We start from the raw sequence: 17,638 nt of genomic DNA on the forward strand, positions 1-17,638 counted from the left end.
GTCAGTGCGACAGGCGGGTGATCTCCTCCTTGAGACGCAGCTTTTCTCTTTTCATCTGCGAAATCGAAAGCTCATCCATGCCGGGGCAGCGCCGTGCCGCCTCGATCTGATCGGAAAGTGACTGATGTTTACGGCGAAGCTCCTGAACATGGGATTCAACCGACATATCGTCCTCCTTCTGGGTGATCGAACAGGCCCGATTGCATCACAGAATCGTCGCAATGTCATGAAAAAATCATGGACCGCGCAGGTCCAGGGCACACCCCTCGGCCAGGACCGCGCGTGCGGCCCCGGTCAGGTCCTCGGCATCAGCCGTATGTGACGGTTTTGCGTGCATGACAAAGGGGAAAAGCAGCTTCAGGGGCGCACGCGCCCCCTTCCTTGCGGACAGGATGACGCGTCCCGCCTCGCGCCCCGAACGGGCGCTGACTGGCAGAATCGTGATCGCGCCCGCGCGGCTGCCGATCGCCTGCAGGATGTCGCCCAGACGCTCGGCCCGGTGAATCACCGTCACCGTCCCGCCGGGCCGAATCCGCTTTAGCGCGGCGTCGATCCAGTCGGGCAGCTGCGTCTCTTCGTGGCGCGCAGTGCCGCGGCCCGCATCGGGGGCAACCGTTCCCGCGGCGAAATAGGGCGGGTTCGCGATGACGTGGTCGAAGCTTTCGGCGCGCAGGGCCTCGGGCATCCGGACAAGGTCACCTTGCAGGATCTCGGCCGCGATGCCGTTTGCAGCGGCATTCGCGCGCGCAAGATCGGCATAGGCGGGCTGAAGCTCCAGCCCCGTCAGCCGCACGCCGGGCACACGAAAGCCCAGGCACAGCAGCGCGACCCCTGCCCCGCAGCCCAGCTCAAGCACGCTGTCCCCCGGCCGGGCGGCACAGGCCGCCCCCAGCATCACCGCGTCCGCGCCCGCGCGATAGCCCCCGACCGGCTGGGTGATGCGAAGCCGCCCACCCAGGAAACCATCGGTCCGCAGCGTGTCAGACGTCATCGCCGATCCGGTTATCGCGCAGGATCGCGCGCGCCATGAACAGGTCGCGGTCCGTGACCATCAGGCGGCGCGGCAGGATGCCAAGCGAGCCTTCCAGCACGCTCATGTGCTGATCCAGCGGAAAGGCCGCGATCCCCTCGGATTCGAGCAGGTCGGTGGCCCGCGCGATCAGCAGCGGATTCGTGGTGCGCAAGACTTCCTTCATGACCGCAGAACCTATGCGGCGGTTGCGCATGTGTCCATGGCGTGGCAATGGCTGGCAAGCGAAAGGGAATGGCAGATGGGCATGAACGAAAACGTCTCCAAGCCGCTAGACCGGCTTTCTTCCGAACTGGCCGGGGACATGGCGGCCGTCAATGCGCTGATCCGCGAGCGGATGGCGAGTGAGCACGCCCCGCGCATCCCCGAGGTGACGGCCCATCTGGTCGAGGCAGGCGGCAAACGCCTGCGCCCGATGCTGGTGCTGGCCGCCGCGCGGCTGTGCGGCTATGCCGAGGGGCAATCCCACGTCCTGCTGGCCGCCGCGGTCGAGTTCATCCACACCGCGACCCTGCTGCATGACGATGTGGTCGATGAAAGCCAGCAGCGCCGCGGACGTCCGACCGCAAACCTGCTGTGGGACAACAAATCCAGCGTGTTGGTCGGCGACTATCTGTTTGCCCGCAGCTTCCAGCTGATGGCCGATACCGGCAGCATGCAGGTCATGCGGATCCTGGCCAATGCAAGCGCCACCATTGCCGAAGGCGAGGTGCTGCAGCTGACCGCCGCGCAGGACGTGGCGACGACCGAGGACATCTATATCCAGATCGTCCGCGGCAAGACGGCGGCGCTGTTCTCGGCCGCGACCGAGGCGGGCGCGGTGGTTGCCGGGGCCGAAGCGGTGGTCCAGCGCGCGCTGTTCGATTACGGCGACGCGCTGGGGATCGCCTTCCAGATCGTTGATGACCTTTTGGATTACGGCGGCGCGACCTCGACCATCGGCAAGAATGTCGGCGACGATTTCCGCGAACGCAAGCTGACGCTGCCGGTCATCAAGGCAATCGCCGCCGCCGATGCCGATGAGCGCGCCTTCTGGGAGCGCACCATCGGAAAGGGGCAGCAGGACGATTCCGACCTGCAGACCGCGCTGGAGATCCTGAAGCGGCGCGGCGCGATGGAGGCGGCGCGTGCCGATGCCGTCGCCTGGGCCGAACGCGCAAAGACGGCGCTGCGTCAGACCCCGGAAAGCGAACTGCGCACGATCCTGTCGAACCTTGCGGATTTTGTCGTCTCTCGGTTGTCCTGATCCCGGCCAGCGCAAAAGGCCAGACATGCAAAAAAAGCCCGGCTGACGCCGGGCTTTTCCATTTGTCGAACCTTCAGCGATCAGCTGTTATACGCGTTCTCGCCATGCGTGGTGACGTCCAGGCCCTGGCGTTCGTCATTCGCCTCGACCCTCAGGCCGACGACCGCCTTGACGATCAGCAGCGCGACGAAGGACACGACCCCCGACCAGACCACCGCGACGATGACACCCAGCGCCTGCGTCGTGACCTGGCCCGCGATGCTGTAACCTTCGGCCACCGCGCCGGTCGCATAGTCGAAGACCCCGGTGCCGCCCAGCGACGGCGCGGCAAAGACGCCGGTCAGGATCGCCCCGATGATGCCACCGATGCCGTGGATGCCAAAGACGTCCAGGCTTTCATCAATGCCCAGCTTGGATTTCAGGCTGACGACGAACCACATGCACAGGAAGCCCGCGACCAGGCCGATCACGATGGCGCCCATCGGCCCGACGAAGCCTGCGGCCGGGGTGATGCCGACAAGACCCGCGATCGCACCGGACACACCGCCCAGAAGCGAGGGGTGGCCGCGGAACAGCCATTCGCCGAAGGCCCAGGCCAGCGCCGCCGCAGCGGTGGCGACCACCGTGTTCAGCAGCGCGAGGGCGGCAGTGCCCGTCGCCTCCATGTTCGAGCCCGCGTTGAAGCCGAACCAGCCGATCCACAGCAGGCAGCCGCCGATGAAGGTGAAGGGCAGGTTGTGCGGGGCCATCAGCTCCTTGCCATAGCCAAGGCGCGGCCCGACCATGATCGCGGCGACAAGGCCCGCGATGCCTGCGTTGATATGGATGACGGTGCCGCCCGCGAAGTCCAGGTCGCCATGCCCGAACAGGAAGCCGGCCGGCGCGTCGAAGGCGCTGGGACCACCCCACCACCAGACCATGTGGGCCATCGGCAGATAGGACAGGAAGAACCAGATCACCACGAAGATCAGGATGGCCGAGAATTTCATGCGCTCGACCGTGGCACCCACGATCAGCGCCGAGGCGATGCAGGCGAAGGCAAGCTGGAAGGTAACGAAGACATATTCCGGCACGAAGACGTTCTGGGTGAAGGTCTCGGCCAGCGAGCCGGGATTGACGCCGGCAAGGAAGGCTTTCGAGAAGCCGCCGATGAAGGGCGTCAGCGCGGTCACGTCCTCGGCCGAGCCGGCACCGGTGAAGGCCAGCGAATAGCCGAAGCAGACCCACAGCAGGGCCATCACGCAGAAGACGGTGAAGACCTGCATCAGCACCGACAGCATGTTCTTGGACCGGACCAGACCGCCATAGAACAGCGCAAGACCGGGGATGGACATCATCATGACGAGGATGGCCGAAACCATCATCCAGGTCGCGTCTCCCTTGTCGACGATGGGGGCGACGGTCTCGACGGCGGCGGCGGCGGTATCGGTGGCCTCCTGCGCGATCGCCGGCAGTGCCGACCCGATAAGCGGGAGGGCAAGCGCCGGGATCATTGCCGTGATCGCGGTTAGTCTTTTCATGTTTCCTGCACCTTCTCTCTGCCTATGAGCAGTTCCGTGTCGGGCCCAGAAAACGCGCGCCTTTCCGCTTGGCACAAGAGATGTGCAGGCAATCACCGGTCGCTGTTTCGACAAGCGTAAAAATTCATCAGGCAGGGATCGGACTGCAAGCTCTCGCGGCAGTTCACTGATAGGTCATCTCGGTTCTCAAACTGTTCCGCTTCCTGTATGTTCCGCGCCAAAATGGCCGCAGACCGGCCGGGCAGGAAGACAGGCATGAAAAGACCGACCGGCAAGGACCGGATTGTCGCGGACAAGCGCAATTTCGATCAACCCCCCAAGAACCCTAAGAAAACTCCGCGCAAGCCATCGCGTCGGGGGCGTTCGTCGCGGTCGCGCGGGGGGAATGTGATGACGCGCGGAATCACCGGGCTGATCCTGCTGGTCTGGCGGGTCCTTTGGGGTTCGGTGTGGCGGCTGACCGCCACCATGGTCGCAATCCTGGCCGCCGCGACCTTCTATTTCTATACGACCCTGCCCGAACCTTCTGCATTGTTCGACGGACGTGCCCGCGGTTCGGTCACGATGCTGGACACCGAAGGCCGCGTCTTTGCCTGGCGTGGCGAAACTTTCGGCATGGTCAGCGCCGACAAGATTGCCCCGGTCCTGAAGAACGCCGTGGTCGCGACCGAGGACAAGCGATTCTATCGCCACCTTGGCGTCGACCCCCAGGGCATCGCCAGCGCGGTCAAGATCAACCTGTCCGAAGGCCGCGGCGCGCTGCAGGGGAACGGTGGCTCGACCATCACCCAGCAGGTCGCGAAGCTTCTGTGCCTGGGCGAGAGCTTCGACCCGACCCGCTGGAAATCGGAATCCGAATACGAGGCCGAGTGCCGCCAGACCTCGATCTGGCGGAAGGTCAAGGAAGTTCCCTATGCCCTCGCGATGGAGGCGAAATACTCCAAGCAGGACATCCTGAACATCTACATGAACCGCTCCTATCTGGGTGCGGGCGCGCGCGGTTTCGAAGCCGCCGCCAAGCGCTATTTCGACAAGTCGGCCTCGGAAGTCACCCCTTCGGAAGCCGCGATGCTGGCGGGCCTGCTGAAGGCGCCCAGCTATTTCGCCCCGACCTCGAACCTGGGACGGGCGCAGGACCGGGCGACCGTCATCCTTGGGCTGATGCATGACCAGGGCTATCTGGACGACAAGCAATATGCCGATGCCAAGGCCCATCCGGCCGTGCTGTCCAAGGCGGCCGCGGCCCGCGCCGGCGGTTACTTCGCGGACTGGGTCATGGAATCCGGCCCCGGCTTCCTGACCAGCGAGACGACCGAGGACGTGACCATCAAGACGACCTTCGACCAGCGCATCCAGCGCGCGGCCGAACGGGCGCTGCAACGGGTCTTCGACGAAAAGGTCGCCAAAGGCTCGACCGCGCAGGCGGCTGTGGTCGTGATGTCGCCTGACGGCGCCGTGCGCGCCATGATCGGCGGGCGCGACAACACCGTGTCGGGGACGTTCAACCGGGCGACGCAGGCGATGCGGCAGACCGGCTCCAGCTTCAAGCCCTTTGTCTATGCGGCGGCGCTGGACCAGGGCTACGGCCCCAGTGACCTGATCCTGGACGCGCCGCTGACGATCAACGTGCGCGGTTCGGGCCCGTGGTCGCCGCAGAACTATACTCGCCGGTATCATGGTGAGGTCACGCTGACCAACGCGCTGGCGCAGTCGCTGAACACCGCGACGATCCGACTGCAGGAGATCGTGGGCCGCGATGCGGTGCGGCGCGTGGCGCAGGATTTCGGTTTTGCCCATGATCTCGCCTCGGGGCCGTCACTGGGTCTTGGCGTTTCGGAATCGACGCTGCTGAACATGACCGGCGCCTATGCGGGCATCCGCAATGGCGGCACCGCGGTCCGGCCCTATGGCCTGGTCGAGTTGCGCATCAAGGGCGACGACCAGCCGCTGGTCGGCCAGTCCGGCGGCATGGGCCAGCGCGTCATCTCGCAAAAGGCTGCGGGCGAGCTGATCGGCATGATGGAACAGGTGATCAAGCACGGTTCGGGCGGCCGGGCCAAGCTGGGCAACCGTCCTGTCGCGGGCAAGACCGGCACCACCTCCAGCTATCGCGACGCGTGGTTCATCGGCTTCACCGGCCAGTATGTGACCGGCGTCTGGCTGGGCAATGACGACAACAAACCGCTGAAAGGCGTGACCGGCGGTGGTCTTCCGGCCGAGATCTGGCAGGCGGTCATGTCCGAAATCCATGACGGCCTTCCGGTCGAATCGCTGGGCAATTTCGTCTTCGACGCCAGCGGCGCCGTACCCCATGTCGTCAGCTCGGATGGCGAGGACGGCTCGACCGACCCGCTGGCCGCAGCGCTGTCTCAGGCGCTTGGCCAGTCGCAGCCTGCGCCGGGCGGCGGGGCGCCTACCCCCGATGGGACCGCCCAGCCCGCACCTTCGGGCGGGCGGGTGCTGCCCGACCCCGGCGTGCAGACCGATGGCGCGCCGCCCAGCTTCCCGGCCGAGACCACCTCGACCGACGACATGGGCGGGGATAGCGAGCTGACACCGGACGACCCGCTGACACAGGCGCTGCGGGGCATCCAGGGCGTCTTCCAGCAATAGAAACGAAAAAGGCCGGCCCCAAGGGGACCGGCCTTTTCCTTTGCCCGCGGCGATGCTGCAGCGGGGATCAGCCCGCCTTCTGCAGATCCTGCGCCAGCGCCGGGATATCGCCCTTGCGCCGCGCCAGCATCGCCGAGATCTCGGCCCGTTCCGAGGCGAGCATGTTCACCCCCTCGATGATGATGTTGAAATACCGGCTTTGTCCCGACTTGTCCGAGACATGCCATTCGACCTCCATCGGGCTGCGCCCCTTCAGGCGCGCGATCGACGTCACGGCATAGAAGGACTTGACCGGACGCGCGCCTGTCACCTCGATCTTCGAGCCGATGAATTCGTGGAAGCGCTTGCCATACTTGCGCCCGATATAGCCCTGGAACGCCTGTCGATAGGCGGCATATTCCGGGCCCTTCGCCTGACGCGCTGCCGGCCCCAGGGCCGAGCGCGCAATGATGTCGACATCGGCATAGCGGGCAAAGATCGCCTCGAAGTCCTTGTACATCTGCGCCGGAGGCTTGCCGGAATTGATGACGGCATAGACCTCGTCCAGCGACTTCTGGACCAGCGCGCTGGCCTCGGCCGTGTCCAGCGCCCGCGCGGGGGTCGCGGCCATCACCAGCCCGGCCCCCAAAAGGCCCAGGACTCCGCGGCGGGTTTCATTCGGCATAGGGATCAATCTCCTCTCCTTCCTCGCCCAGTTCGTGGCGGCGATGCTGCAACCAGATCAGCCGCGTCTGCGCATAACTATCGGCACTTTCGTGCAGGATGGAATCGACCGAATCCCCAAAGCGCGCGCGCTCACCTGCTTTTGACACCACCCGCGCACCCAGGCCGATCAGCCATTCATCCAGGTTCAGGACCAGGTGCATCGGATCGATGACCAGATCGACGACGCGTCCGGTCGCATCCCGCTCGGTCGAGGGGCCGACCAGGGGCAGTTCCAGATAGGCCCCTTCGGGGACGCCCCAAGCCGCCAGCGTCGCACCGAAATCGGTATCCTGCTCGGGCAGCGCGAAATCGGCAGTGGCGGGATCAAGGAAGCCGGCAAAGCCCAGCGTCGAGTTCACCAGAAAGCGGAAGGTCGTCTTCACCGCAGGCTCTGGTTTGCCCTGCAACAGGTGGTTCAGCGCCTTGCCCGGCTCGGCCAGGTTCGAGCCAAAATTCCCCACCGCCTCGACCGCATAGCTGCCGGCACCGCGCGTCTTGTCGTCCGAGGACAGGCCAGACGACAAAGGCTTCACCACGTTGGAATCCAGACCGCGGTTGAATTCATGGACCTTTCGGTTCATCGGTTCATAGGGATCGTTGATGCCATCGGGCCCGGTCGGCGCGCTGCAGGCGGCAAGTCCGGCCGAAGCCGCGGCTGCCAGGATGATCGTGCGCTTCAAAACTATGTTAACCTTCCCTTGATATGGCCCTTCAACCGGGCAATCTTGCGCCCGGCCGCAAGCCGGATCCGTATCCCCGGATTTCGGGATATGCGGTCGGACCAGTCCGGGCAAGTCCGGCGCAACCGATAAGAAGGGAACCGGCATGGCCTTGCCGCCAAGAGCAGAGATCGGCCGCCGCGAGCTGCGGCAGGCACGAGCCGCCTGCTGGCGCCTATATATCTTCGTCGGCATCTTCTCGTTCGCTGTGAACCTGCTGATGCTGACGGGCCCGCTGTTCATGCTGCAGGTCTATGACCGCGTGCTGGCCAGCCGCTCGGTCGAGACACTGACGGCGCTGTTCCTGCTCGTCATGTTCCTGTTCGTGCTGATGGGGCTTCTGGACCTTGCGCGCAGCCGGGTGATGTCCCGCATCTCGGCCCGCTTCCAGGACCTGATCGAGGGGCGGGTCTTCATCGCAGCGCTGCAGGATGGCGCCGCATCGGGGCAGGACGCGGTGACCAAGGGCGGGATGCGCGATCTTGAGGCGCTGCAGCGCCTGATCGCGTCCCCGGTGCTGATGGCGCTGTTCGACCTGCCCTGGGCACCGTTGTTTCTGGCCGCGGTCTACCTGTTCCACCCGGTGCTGGGTGCGGTTGCCACGGTGGGGCTGGTGGTGCTGGTCATCTCGACCCTGCTGAACCAGTGGCTCAGCCGCGATTCGTTGCAGAAATCCACGCTCGCCTCGCAGCAGGCGGAACGCATGTCCGACCTGTTCCGGGACGAGGGCGAGCTGATCGGCGCGCTTGGGATGCGCGGGGCGACCTTCCGGCGCTGGCAGGTCTCGCGCGATCAGGCCACCGCCGCGATGATCGAGGGGCAGGACCGTGCCACCGGTTTCGCCGTCTTTTCCCGCACCTTCCGGCTGTTCCTGCAAAGCGCGCTTCTGGCCGCCGGGGCCTGGCTTGTCCTGCGTCAGGCGGTGACGCCCGGCGCGATGATCGCCTCATCGATCCTGATGGGGCGCGCGCTTGCGCCGATCGAGCAGGTCGTGGGTGGCTGGTCGATGGTCCAGCGCGCGCTGGACGGCTGGCAGCGTCTGGGCGACCTGCTGTCGCGTCGCCCCCCGACGCTGCCCAGGACGCCCCTGCCCCGCCCGCAAGGGCGGCTGGAGGTGCGCAACCTGACCGTGGTTCCGCCCGGCCAGACCGCGCCCACGCTGCGCGGCGTCAGCTTCGATCTGGCGCCGGGACAGGCGCTTGGGGTCATCGGCCCCTCGGGCGCGGGAAAATCGACACTGGGGCGCGCCCTGATCGGCGCATGGCCGGTGGCGGCAGGCTCGATCCGGCTCGAGGGGGCGACGCTGGACCAGTACGATCCCGATGTGCTGGGCAGCCTTGTCGGCTATCTTCCCCAGCAGGTCACGCTGTTCGACGGCACGATTGCCGAAAATATCGCACGGCTGTCCTCGACCCCCGATCCCGCGGCGATCGTTGCGGCAGCCACCGCCGCCGCCGCGCATCGCATGATCCTGGACCTGCCGCTGGGCTATGACACCCCGGTCACGCATAGCGGCGGCCGGCTGTCGGGGGGGCAGATGCAGCGCATCGGACTGGCCCGCGCGCTTTACGCCGATCCCGTGGTCTTCGTCCTGGACGAGCCGAACTCGAACCTGGACAACGACGGTTCGGCCGCGCTGAACGCCGCGATCCGCAACATCAAGGCCCGCGGGGGGGCCGTCATCATCATGGCCCACCGACCCGCCGCGATCACCGAATGCGACCTGCTGCTGATGATGGACCAGGGCTTGCCCCGCGCCTTCGGCCCAAGGGACGAAGTCCTGCGCTCGATGGTGAAGAATGCCGAACAGATCAACCGCACGCAGGGCATGGGCGGAGGGATGACATGAACGACTCCCGCTATCCGGTCGAGCGTCCCTCGCCCAAGGCCCCGGCGCCGGTGGCGGTGCCCCCCGCTCGCCCGACATGGTCGGCGCGGGGCCCGATCATCCTGGGACTTGCCGCGCTGGCCCTGCTGGTCGGCGGCTTTGGCACCTGGTCGCTGACCGCCCGCATCGCCGGCGCGGTCGTCGCCTCGGGCCAGGTCGAGGTCGAGCAGCGCCGCCAGATCGTCCAGCACCCCGATGGCGGCGTGGTGGACGAGATCCTGATCCACGATGGCGAACGCGTGGAGGCTGGCCAACCCCTGCTCCGGCTGGATGGCGCCTTGCTGGGGACCGAACTGACCATTGTCGAAAGCCAGTATTTCGAGATCCTGTCCCGCAAGGGCAGGCTTGAGGCAGAACGCTCGGACAAGACCCGGATCGATTTTCCCGATGAACTGCTGAAGGCCGCCGTGACCCGTCCCGACCTGACCGGCTTGATGCAGGGACAGGAAAGCCTGTTCCGGGCAAGGCTCGACACGCTCAGCCAGTCGCTGGGCCAGCTTGCCAAGCAATCCGAACAGGTCGGCTCGCAGATCGGGGGGATCGACGCGCAGACCGACGCCCTGAATTTGCAGCGCGACTTCATCTCGCAGGAATTGCGCGACCAGCGCGCCCTGCTGGACAAGGGGCTGGCGCAAGCGCCACGCGTGCTTGCGCTGGAGCGCGAGGCGGCCCGGCTGGACGGGCTTCTGGGCGAGATGACGGCCACCCGCGCGCAGGCGGAGACCCAGTTGGCCGAGATCGACCTGTCCCGGCTGGAGAAATCCGCGACCTATCGCGAGCAGGCGGAAACCGAATTGCGCGAACTGGGCTATCGCGAGCTGGAACTGGCCGAACGGCGGCGGTCGCTGGTCGAACAGATCACCCGACTGGAGATTCGCGCCCCGGTTTCGGGCGTGGTGCAGGAATTGCAGGTGACGACGCCGCGCTCGGTCATCCGGCCGGCCGACCCGATCCTGTACATCATCCCGCAGGACCGCCCGCTGGTCGTCGCCGCGCGGGTCGCGACGATCAATGTCGACGAAGTCCATGCGGGCCAGCAGGTCGTGCTGCGCTTTTCGGCCTTTTCATCGCGCACCACCCCCGAAATCGACGGCGTGCTAAGCCATGTCTCGCCCGACACGCTGGTCGATCAGGCGACGCATGTGCCCTATTACCGGGCCGAGGTGACGATCCCGCCGGAACAGATCGCCAAGCTGAAGGGCATGGATCTGGTGCCGGGGATGCCGGTCGAGGTCTATGTCCGGACCGGCGACCGCAGCCCCTTTGCCTATCTGGTAAAGCCGCTCAGCGATTATTTCACCCGCGCCTTCCGGGAAAACTGAAACGGGCGCGGCTGGATCGCCGCGCCCGGAATACCCTTGCACTGCCGCCGGTATCAGACGCCCAGGCACCAGCGCATGACCGCTTTCTGTGCGTGCAGCCGGTTCTCGGCCTCGTCGAAGATGACCGAGTTGGGGCCATCCATCACCGCGCTCGTCACCTCATCATCGCGATGGGCGGGCAGGCAGTGCATGAACAGCGCATCGGGCCGGGCATGGCCCATCAGCTCGCCGTTCACCTGATAGCCGCGCAGCTGGTTATGCCGCCGCTCGCGCGCGGATTGCGGATCGTGCATCGACACCCAGGTATCGGTGACCACAAGATCGGCACCCTCGACCGCTTTGACCGGATCACGCTCGATCACCGCGCGGACGCCCTGCGCGCGGGCGAATTCCAGCGCCTCGGCCTCGGGGTCCAGCGTCGGCGGGCCGGTAAAGGTGAAGTCATAGCCGAATTGCCCGGCCGCATGGATCATCGAGGCGCAGACATTGTTGCCGTCGCCGGACCAGACCACCTTCTTGCCTGCGATCGGGCCGCGATGTTCCTCGAATGTCATGACATCGGCCATGATCTGGCAGGGATGGGTGCGGTTCGTCAGGCCATTGATGACCGGGACGCTGGCATATTCCGCCATTTCCAGCAGAGTCGCCTCTTCGAAGGTGCGGATCATGATCAGGTCGACATAGCGCGACAGCACGCGGGCGGTATCGGCGATCGTCTCGCCATGCCCAAGCTGCATCTCCTTGCCCGACAGGACCATGGTCTGTCCGCCCATCTGCCTTACGCCCAGGTCGAAGCTGACGCGGGTCCGGGTCGAGGGCTTTTCGAAGATCAGCGCGACCATGCGGTTCTTCAGCGGCAGGTCGGCATCCGGCGTTCCCTTCGGCTGGCCGGCGCGGGCATCCTTCATCCGGCGGGCAGAGTCGATCATGCCCCGCAGGTCGGCCTTGTCCGTGGTGTGGATGTCAAGGAAACTGTTCATTGTTTCTGTCTTTCGGATTGATCCGGCAAGGAAGCCGCTTTGCCGGCTTTAGGTCAAGGCCCGAGGCCCGTTTCTCGCATTCTGGGACGGACAATCCCTCATCGGAGACGGGTCATGATGCGCGCCTTGCCGCCATCCTCGGTCAGCCGCAGGTCGCCGCCCGAAAAACCGGCTTTTTCATAGGCACGGATCGCGCGGTGGTTGTCGGGTTCGGGATCGATGACCAGCGCCCCCGTCTCGGCCAGCAGTCGCCGCGCAAGCTGGTCCAGCCACAGGCCGCCCAGCCCGAATCCCCCCGGCCCGGAAAAGCAGTCGATCGCCAGCGTATCAGCCGGCAGGTCGTGGAAATGCGGCGCGGCCCAATGATGCGCCGGATAGACCTGCGCATAGGCGATGGGAACATCCCCATCCGTCACCAGCCATTGCCGCATGGCGGGTTCGTCCAGATCCTCGGCGATCCCGGCCAACTGGGTTCCGGCCCCGCGCCACCAGCGCGCAACCTGCGGCGCGGCAAGCCAATCCGCCAGCAAGGGCAGATCGGCGCGCGCGACGGGCCGGAAACCGAACCTATCCATCAAGCCTTCCGGCGGCCCGGTCCAGCCGTGCCGCCGCCTCGGCGATGTCTTCGTCGCTGATGTTCAGCGGCGGCAGCAGGCGCAGCGTGCCATCCGCGGCCGGAACGGTCAGGATATGTTCGGCATAGCCCGCCTTGACCAGGTCCGAGGGCGCGGCCTTGCATTTCAGGCCCAGCATCAGGCCCTGACCGCGCACCCCTTCGAAGACGTCGGGATGGGCGGCGACCAGCGCCTCGAGCTTCTGGCGGAACAGGCCCGCCTTGCGGTTCACCTCGGCCAGAAATTCGGGCGCGGCGACGATCTCCATCACCTTGGCGCCGACCGCGCAGGCCAGCGGGTTGCCGCCATAGGTCGAACCATGCGTGCCCGCGACCATGCCCGCGGCCGCCTTTTCGGTGGCCAGCACCGCGCCCAGCGGGAAGCCGCCGCCGATACCCTTGGCGACCATCATGATATCGGGGATGACCCCGGCATACTCATGCGCGAACAGCTTGCCCGTCCGGCCCATGCCGCATTGAACCTCGTCCAGCACCAGAAGCGCGCCGGCGCGGTCGCAAAGCGCGCGGATCAGGCGCAGGTCTTCGTCCGACAGCGGGCGGATGCCGCCTTCGCCCTGGATCGGTTCGATCAGCACCGCGGCGGTCCGGTCCGAGATCGCGGCCTCCAGCGCGGACATGTCGCCCCAGGGCAGCTGCCGGAATCCCGGCATCAGCGGGCCGAAGCCCTTGACCATCTTCTCGGACCCCGAAGCTGCGATCGCACCGGTCGAACGACCGTGGAAAGCGCCTTCGAAGGTCAGGATCTCGAAACGATCCTCGCCCTGTTCGGCCCAGTACTTGCGGGCCATCTTGATCGCCAGCTCTGCGGCCTCGGTGCCCGAATTGGTGATGAAGACGGTGTCGGCGAAGGTATTCTCGACCAGCAGGTCGGCCAGCCGCTCCTGCTCGGGGATGTGGTACAGGTTCGAGACATGCCAGATCCGCCCCGCCTGCTCGGTCAGGGCCGCGACCAGCTCGGGGTTGGCATGGCCCAGCGCGTTCACCGCGATCCCGGCGCCAAGATCCAGGTATCGCGTCCCGTCCGTCGCGATGGCCCAGCTTCCCTCGCCACGTTCAAAGGCAAGATCGGCACGGTTATAGGTCGGCAGGACATGCGAAATCATGGAATGGTCCCTTTGCAGACAGGGGCCGCAAGACGCGGCAACCGGAAAATGACGGAAAGGCAGGCAGGATCGGACGTTGAGCGAATCAACGTCGGGGACGGGCGATATATGCGGTCCGGGCGATCATGGGCCGTCGCATAGCGCGGAAACCGCTCTTGCGCAACGGAATTCACGGCTTCATCCGATAACCCGAACGCAGCCATCGCCAGGCAGTGAACAGAACCAGCGCGACCGTCAAAAGGCAGACGAGCAGGCCGCGCAGCGGCGGTGCGTCCGAAACCCCCGCCATGCCATAGCGTGCCCCGTCGATCAGGTAGAAGATGGGATTCCAATGCGCTAGCGCCCGGAAAGGCTGCGGCAGCGACTGGACCGAATAGAAGGTGCCCGACAGGAAAGACAGCGGCGTCACGATGAAATTCGTGATCGCTGCCATCTGGTCGAATTTCTGCGCGACGATGCCGCCCAGAAGGCCCAGCCCACCCATCAGCGCCGCGCCCAGCAGGATGAAGGCCAGCGCCCAAAGCGGATGCGCGATGCCCTGTCCCAGAAGCAGCGCCATGCCGATCCCGATGGCCAGCGCGACGATCAGGGCGCGCACCAAGGCCCCGGCCAGATATCCGGCCAGAATCTCGCCCGCGGACAAGGGCGGCATCAGGGTGTCGACGATATTTCCCTGCATCTTCGCCGAGATGACGCTGGACGAGGTATTGGCGAAGGCGTTCTGGATCACCGTCATCATCAGGATGCCGGGGCCAAGGAACGCAAGGTAAGGAAGGCCCATCACCTCGCCCCGGTCGCGGCCCAGCGCCAGGGCAAAGACAATGACGAACAGCCCTGCCGTCATCAGAGGCGCGAACACCGTTTGCTGCCAGACATTCATGAATCGCATGATCTCGCGCCGGGCCAGGGTATAAAGCCCCAGCCAGTTCACGCGGCCGAAACGGCGGACCCCCATCTGACGGAAACCGGGGCCTGATGGAATTGGCTGCATCTGCGCTCCTTGAATTTGCGGGCTCGGACGGGTAAATCTGACTATCCCCGGTTTAAGACCGGGCCCCGCGGAATTGAAGCCACTAGCATGAGACAACGCGCCGGAGCGGACGCCCGGCGCAGGAAAGGCAAGCCATGTCCTGGACCGATGAGCGCGTCGAGACGCTGAAACGCATGTGGGCCGAAGGCCAGTCGGCCAGCCAGATCGCCAAAGAACTGGGTGGCGTGACCCGGAACGCCGTGATCGGCAAGGTGCACCGGCTGGGCCTGTCGAACCGCGCCGAAGACGGGGCCGAGATCGCGGCCCCCGCCGCCCCCGTGGCGGAAGCCCGGCCCGCGCCGCAGCCGACCCCGGCCCCCGCCGCTGCGCCCGCAGCCGCGCGCCCTGAGCCGGAGCCGCAACCTGCCCCGGCAGCCGCCGCCCCCGCGGCCGAGACGATGCCGACCCCGCAGCCGGTCAATTTCAACCGCCGACCGATCGTCCCCGCTGGCCAGCCGTTGCCACCCCAACCCTCGGCCAACGAGATCAGCCCCGAGGCCCTGGCCTCGGTCCGCGAGGTTGAAAAGCGCGCCCGCAAGCTGACCCTGATGGAGCTGACCGAGCGCACCTGCAAATGGCCGATCGGCGACCCCGCGACCGACAAGTTCTGGTTCTGCGGCCTGCCCTCGGCACCCGGCAAGCCCTATTGCGAGGCTCATGTCGGCGTCGCCTTCCAGCCGATGAGCTCGCGCCGCGACCGTCGGCGCTGAACCTTGCCGGACTTTCCCCGGCTGGCGGCGCTCGCCGTGACGCTGGACGGCGCTGCGGACGACCCGCGCGTCCTGCTGGTCCAGCGCCGAAATCCGCCCGATGCGGGCCTCTGGGGTTTTCCCGGGGGCCATGTCGAACCGGCCGAAACCGGGCTTGACGCGGCTGCGCGTGAACTGGCCGAAGAAACCGGCGTGATCGCCCGCCCCCGCCGCTATATCGACAATATCGACGTGATCGAGCACGCGCCCGACGGCACGCTGCGCTTTCACTTCCTGTTGGCGGCGGTGCTGTGCGACTTTGTTTCGGGCGATCCCGTCGCGGCCGATGACGCGCTGGATGCGCGCTGGGTTCCGGTAAAGGATGCGCTGACCGGGGCCCTGCCCCTTAGTGCGGGCGTCTGCGCCACGCTGCGCCGCGCCGTGGCGATGCGGGACGCCTGACGCCGGGACCGGGCCGGAACTTCCGGCACGGCCCCATCTTGGGAAAAGCGTCAGTCGGGAACGCCGATCATCACGTCCGAGGCCTTGATGACGGCCGCGGCCTTTGCGCCGACCGTCAGCCCAAGCTCTGCCACCGCATCATTGGTGATCGAGGCAGTGACGATCGTGCCACCGATATCCAGCCGGACATGGCTGGTCACGGCACCCTTGACGATCTCGGTCACGGTGCCGTCAAGAACGTTGCGCGCGCTGAGTTTCATGGCAATCTCCAATGGTTGATTTCCCCGAATAGCGAAGCCATCGACGCAGCGTCAATCCCGGTCGGAATGTGCGATCCTGTCGGCGCGCGCCCCGGATGAACTTCCTGTCCATGAGGCGCGGGGCCGGCAGGCTGCGCAAGGCGAATTTCGCCTATCCGACCCGCCGCGCCATGCCCAGGGATCGCGGCGCCGTCTCGGCAAATCCGAACTGCTCGTAAAGCCGGTTCGCCGGAACATCCGCAATCAGGCTGACATAGGCCGAGGCGGGAAGCTGGCTGTCGATATGCTCGGTCAGCGCAGCCATGATCGCCTTTCCCAGCCCCCGCCCCTGATGCGCAGGATCGACGGCGATATCCACGACCTGGAAGAAGCAGCCGCCGTCACCGATCAGACGCCCCATGCCGACCGCGTGGCCCGCGTGCTGGACGATCACGGCAAATACCGTCCCCGCAAGTCCCAGTGTCGCCGCCTCGACGGAAAAGGCGCTCAGACCGGCAGCGGCGCGAAGGCGCAGATATTCCTCGACCGTCGGGATGCGGGGCAGGATGTCGTAGCCGGGCGTTATCATGGCAGTCCTTTTGCGAGCTTCTGGCTGACGTCTTGTCGACCATTCGGCGGCGCGAAAATCAATCCTCATGCGACAGGAGACAAGGCGGGTGATAGGCTTGCAAAAGTGCCCGAATATCCGCTGGCACCAAGGGGGCGTTCAGTGATCGAAGATGGCGGGTCCGCAATCGTTCCGGGCCTCGCGTCCTACATCTGGTTGTTGTCTGGGGGCGTGGCGATGGTGCTGGCGATCGTCTTCCGCGGCAAAGGGGCACGCGTCTCTTTCGCCCTGATGGCGCTTGCTGTTCTGGCAGTCCTGTTCCTGCCCAAGCTGGGTCTTTTTCCGCTGCTTTTTCCCGAGAGAATGGCGCGGGCGAGCATCATCTACGTGGGCCACGACCCTTTGGCGATGATACTCATGGCCCCCGCTCTTCACGCATCGCTCATCACGATCTTGAAGTATTTCGCTGACCGGGGGCCGGCGCTTCGTCGGCTCTTTCGCCTTTGAATGCCTGTCGCGGTCAGGGCCTTTGAACCGGCAGCGCCAGCCGGGCCAGTGCCGCGCGTGCTTCCTCGACCCGTTCGGGGACGAGCCTGTAAAAGGCCCAGTTCTTGATCCGCTTCGATGTGACCAAGCCGGATTTCGACAAGTATTGAAGGTGGTTTGTCACGGTCGGCTGGCTCAGGCCGATCTTGTCGGTGATGAAGCCCACGCAGACCCCGTCCGTCACCAGATCGCCGTCCCGCTGCGCAGGGAAATGGGCCCTTGGATCCGAAAGCCAGTCCAGGATCGTCAGGCGATGCTCGTTCCCCAAGGCACGCAGCAGTTCGGCGGTTGACGAGACGTCGGCATCCATATAGTCAATATCCTATATAGTTATTCAGCTATCT

At 65.8% G+C, this 17,638-nt stretch carries 20 protein-coding genes; 7 read left to right on the top strand and 13 right to left on the bottom strand.

Going from position 1 to position 17,638, the window contains the following annotated elements:
• Nucleotide 1: 1 nt before the first annotated feature.
• The 3 genes from ACO2Q4_RS13130 to ACO2Q4_RS13140 all read right to left on the bottom strand — a co-directional run bounded on the left by ACO2Q4_RS13130 (nt 2) and on the right by ACO2Q4_RS13140 (nt 1,196).
• Nucleotides 2-166: a YdcH family protein gene (locus tag ACO2Q4_RS13130; RefSeq protein WP_311757400.1), complete on the bottom strand. Its 165-nt coding sequence runs from the start codon at nt 164-166 to the stop codon at nt 2-4.
• A gap of 69 nt (nt 167-235) precedes the next feature.
• Nucleotides 236-991, bottom strand: coding sequence for a tRNA1(Val) (adenine(37)-N6)-methyltransferase (locus ACO2Q4_RS13135; RefSeq protein ID WP_423319770.1), 756 nt, complete (start codon nt 989-991; stop codon nt 236-238).
• Nucleotides 981-1,196 (bottom strand): DUF2007 domain-containing protein, encoded by a 216-nt coding sequence (locus ACO2Q4_RS13140; RefSeq protein ID WP_311757402.1) that lies wholly within the window; start codon nt 1,194-1,196, stop codon nt 981-983. Before ACO2Q4_RS13140 ends, ACO2Q4_RS13135 begins: the two co-directional genes overlap by 11 nt.
• 75 nt (nt 1,197-1,271) lie before the next feature.
• Between ACO2Q4_RS13140 and ACO2Q4_RS13145 the strand changes: the two genes are divergently transcribed.
• Nucleotides 1,272-2,276 carry a polyprenyl synthetase family protein gene (locus tag ACO2Q4_RS13145; RefSeq protein ID WP_423319772.1) on the top strand — a complete coding sequence of 335 codons (1,005 nt, stop codon included), beginning with the start codon at nt 1,272-1,274 and terminating at the stop codon, nt 2,274-2,276.
• A gap of 80 nt (nt 2,277-2,356) precedes the next feature.
• On the opposite strand, the gene ACO2Q4_RS13150 is transcribed toward ACO2Q4_RS13145, so the two are convergent.
• A complete protein-coding gene (locus ACO2Q4_RS13150; protein ID WP_311757404.1) occupies nt 2,357-3,796 on the bottom strand; it encodes an ammonium transporter in 1,440 nt (479 codons plus the stop codon).
• A gap of 255 nt (nt 3,797-4,051) precedes the next feature.
• On the opposite strand from ACO2Q4_RS13150, the gene ACO2Q4_RS13155 reads away from it, so the two are divergent.
• Nucleotides 4,052-6,409 (top strand): transglycosylase domain-containing protein, encoded by a 2,358-nt coding sequence (locus ACO2Q4_RS13155; RefSeq protein ID WP_423319774.1) that lies wholly within the window; start codon nt 4,052-4,054, stop codon nt 6,407-6,409.
• 67 nt (nt 6,410-6,476) lie between these two features.
• On the opposite strand, the gene ACO2Q4_RS13160 is transcribed toward ACO2Q4_RS13155, so the two are convergent.
• Together ACO2Q4_RS13160 and ACO2Q4_RS13165 are read right to left on the bottom strand one after the other, a co-directional pair.
• Nucleotides 6,477-7,073 (bottom strand): MlaC/ttg2D family ABC transporter substrate-binding protein, encoded by a 597-nt coding sequence (locus ACO2Q4_RS13160; RefSeq protein WP_423319776.1) that lies wholly within the window; start codon nt 7,071-7,073, stop codon nt 6,477-6,479.
• Entirely contained in the window at nt 7,063-7,794 is a 732-nt protein-coding gene (locus ACO2Q4_RS13165) for an MlaA family lipoprotein (protein ID WP_311757407.1), read from the bottom strand. The genes ACO2Q4_RS13160 and ACO2Q4_RS13165 overlap by 11 nt, the downstream gene beginning before the upstream one ends.
• Before the next feature lie 145 nt (nt 7,795-7,939).
• Here ACO2Q4_RS13165 and ACO2Q4_RS13170 point away from each other — a divergent pair, with 145 nt between their 5' ends.
• Complete coding sequence (locus tag ACO2Q4_RS13170; RefSeq protein WP_311757408.1) at nt 7,940-9,682, top strand: type I secretion system permease/ATPase; 1,743 nt, start codon at nt 7,940-7,942, stop codon at nt 9,680-9,682.
• On the top strand, nt 9,679-11,043 hold the full coding sequence (locus tag ACO2Q4_RS13175) for an HlyD family type I secretion periplasmic adaptor subunit (RefSeq protein WP_311757409.1): 1,365 nt from the start codon (nt 9,679-9,681) through the stop codon (nt 11,041-11,043). Before ACO2Q4_RS13170 ends, ACO2Q4_RS13175 begins: the two co-directional genes overlap by 4 nt.
• Before the next feature lie 53 nt (nt 11,044-11,096).
• Here ACO2Q4_RS13175 and argF read toward each other — a convergent pair whose 3' ends face one another.
• The 4 genes from argF to ACO2Q4_RS13195 all read right to left on the bottom strand — a co-directional run bounded on the left by argF (nt 11,097) and on the right by ACO2Q4_RS13195 (nt 14,751).
• Nucleotides 11,097-12,023, bottom strand: a complete 927-nt coding sequence (gene argF / locus ACO2Q4_RS13180; RefSeq protein WP_311757410.1) for an ornithine carbamoyltransferase — start codon at nt 12,021-12,023, stop codon at nt 11,097-11,099.
• A 98-nt stretch (nt 12,024-12,121) separates the two neighbouring features.
• Nucleotides 12,122-12,598: a GNAT family N-acetyltransferase gene (locus ACO2Q4_RS13185; protein ID WP_423319780.1), complete on the bottom strand. Its 477-nt coding sequence runs from the start codon at nt 12,596-12,598 to the stop codon at nt 12,122-12,124.
• The gene (locus tag ACO2Q4_RS13190) at nt 12,591-13,760 is read right to left on the bottom strand and encodes an aspartate aminotransferase family protein (RefSeq protein ID WP_423319782.1); all 1,170 of its coding nucleotides are present in this window, start codon (nt 13,758-13,760) and stop codon (nt 12,591-12,593) included. The genes ACO2Q4_RS13185 and ACO2Q4_RS13190 overlap by 8 nt, the downstream gene beginning before the upstream one ends.
• Nucleotides 13,761-13,929: 169 nt before the next feature.
• Nucleotides 13,930-14,751, bottom strand: coding sequence for an ABC transporter permease (locus tag ACO2Q4_RS13195; RefSeq protein ID WP_395131014.1), 822 nt, complete (start codon nt 14,749-14,751; stop codon nt 13,930-13,932).
• 134 nt (nt 14,752-14,885) lie between these two features.
• Here ACO2Q4_RS13195 and ACO2Q4_RS13200 point away from each other — a divergent pair, with 134 nt between their 5' ends.
• Complete coding sequence (locus ACO2Q4_RS13200) at nt 14,886-15,500, top strand: GcrA family cell cycle regulator (protein ID WP_395131016.1); 615 nt, start codon at nt 14,886-14,888, stop codon at nt 15,498-15,500.
• A 3-nt stretch (nt 15,501-15,503) separates the two neighbouring features.
• The gene (locus ACO2Q4_RS13205; RefSeq protein ID WP_311757415.1) at nt 15,504-15,941 is read left to right on the top strand and encodes an NUDIX hydrolase; all 438 of its coding nucleotides are present in this window, start codon (nt 15,504-15,506) and stop codon (nt 15,939-15,941) included.
• A 50-nt stretch (nt 15,942-15,991) separates the two neighbouring features.
• On the opposite strand, the gene ACO2Q4_RS13210 is transcribed toward ACO2Q4_RS13205, so the two are convergent.
• Nucleotides 15,992-16,201: a TOBE domain-containing protein gene (locus ACO2Q4_RS13210; protein WP_423319785.1), complete on the bottom strand. Its 210-nt coding sequence runs from the start codon at nt 16,199-16,201 to the stop codon at nt 15,992-15,994.
• A gap of 151 nt (nt 16,202-16,352) precedes the next feature.
• Nucleotides 16,353-16,769, bottom strand: a complete 417-nt coding sequence (locus tag ACO2Q4_RS13215; RefSeq protein ID WP_423319787.1) for a GNAT family N-acetyltransferase — start codon at nt 16,767-16,769, stop codon at nt 16,353-16,355.
• A gap of 141 nt (nt 16,770-16,910) precedes the next feature.
• Between ACO2Q4_RS13215 and ACO2Q4_RS13220 the strand changes: the two genes are divergently transcribed.
• Nucleotides 16,911-17,255, top strand: a complete 345-nt coding sequence (locus ACO2Q4_RS13220) for a hypothetical protein (RefSeq protein WP_423319789.1) — start codon at nt 16,911-16,913, stop codon at nt 17,253-17,255.
• Between the two features lie 13 nt (nt 17,256-17,268).
• On the opposite strand, the gene ACO2Q4_RS13225 is transcribed toward ACO2Q4_RS13220, so the two are convergent.
• Complete coding sequence (locus ACO2Q4_RS13225; RefSeq protein ID WP_423319791.1) at nt 17,269-17,604, bottom strand: ArsR/SmtB family transcription factor; 336 nt, start codon at nt 17,602-17,604, stop codon at nt 17,269-17,271.
• Between the last annotated feature and the right edge of the window lie 34 nt (nt 17,605-17,638).

Source organism: Paracoccus sp. KR1-242, assembly GCF_049446195.1.
In the GTDB taxonomy this organism is placed as follows: Bacteria; Pseudomonadota; Alphaproteobacteria; order Rhodobacterales; family Rhodobacteraceae; genus Paracoccus; species Paracoccus broussonetiae.

Excerpts from the sequence above, each read along its gene's own strand:
- ACO2Q4_RS13130 (WP_311757400.1), bottom strand. The coding sequence starts at position 166 with ATGTCGGTTGAATCCCATGTTCAGGAGCTTCGCCGTAAACATCAGTCA.
- ACO2Q4_RS13135 (WP_423319770.1), bottom strand. The coding sequence starts at position 991 with ATGACGTCTGACACGCTGCGGACCGATGGTTTCCTGGGTGGGCGGCTT.
- ACO2Q4_RS13140 (WP_311757402.1), bottom strand. The coding sequence starts at position 1,196 with ATGAAGGAAGTCTTGCGCACCACGAATCCGCTGCTGATCGCGCGGGCC.
- ACO2Q4_RS13145 (WP_423319772.1), top strand. The coding sequence starts at position 1,272 with ATGGGCATGAACGAAAACGTCTCCAAGCCGCTAGACCGGCTTTCTTCC.
- ACO2Q4_RS13150 (WP_311757404.1), bottom strand. The coding sequence starts at position 3,796 with ATGAAAAGACTAACCGCGATCACGGCAATGATCCCGGCGCTTGCCCTC.
- ACO2Q4_RS13155 (WP_423319774.1), top strand. The coding sequence starts at position 4,052 with ATGAAAAGACCGACCGGCAAGGACCGGATTGTCGCGGACAAGCGCAAT.
- ACO2Q4_RS13160 (WP_423319776.1), bottom strand. The coding sequence starts at position 7,073 with ATGCCGAATGAAACCCGCCGCGGAGTCCTGGGCCTTTTGGGGGCCGGG.
- ACO2Q4_RS13170 (WP_311757408.1), top strand. The coding sequence starts at position 7,940 with ATGGCCTTGCCGCCAAGAGCAGAGATCGGCCGCCGCGAGCTGCGGCAG.
- ACO2Q4_RS13175 (WP_311757409.1), top strand. The coding sequence starts at position 9,679 with ATGAACGACTCCCGCTATCCGGTCGAGCGTCCCTCGCCCAAGGCCCCG.
- argF (WP_311757410.1), bottom strand. The coding sequence starts at position 12,023 with ATGAACAGTTTCCTTGACATCCACACCACGGACAAGGCCGACCTGCGG.
- ACO2Q4_RS13185 (WP_423319780.1), bottom strand. The coding sequence starts at position 12,598 with ATGGATAGGTTCGGTTTCCGGCCCGTCGCGCGCGCCGATCTGCCCTTG.
- ACO2Q4_RS13190 (WP_423319782.1), bottom strand. The coding sequence starts at position 13,760 with ATGATTTCGCATGTCCTGCCGACCTATAACCGTGCCGATCTTGCCTTT.
- ACO2Q4_RS13195 (WP_395131014.1), bottom strand. The coding sequence starts at position 14,751 with ATGCAGCCAATTCCATCAGGCCCCGGTTTCCGTCAGATGGGGGTCCGC.
- ACO2Q4_RS13200 (WP_395131016.1), top strand. The coding sequence starts at position 14,886 with ATGTCCTGGACCGATGAGCGCGTCGAGACGCTGAAACGCATGTGGGCC.
- ACO2Q4_RS13210 (WP_423319785.1), bottom strand. The coding sequence starts at position 16,201 with ATGAAACTCAGCGCGCGCAACGTTCTTGACGGCACCGTGACCGAGATC.
- ACO2Q4_RS13215 (WP_423319787.1), bottom strand. The coding sequence starts at position 16,769 with ATGATAACGCCCGGCTACGACATCCTGCCCCGCATCCCGACGGTCGAG.
- ACO2Q4_RS13225 (WP_423319791.1), bottom strand. The coding sequence starts at position 17,604 with ATGGATGCCGACGTCTCGTCAACCGCCGAACTGCTGCGTGCCTTGGGG.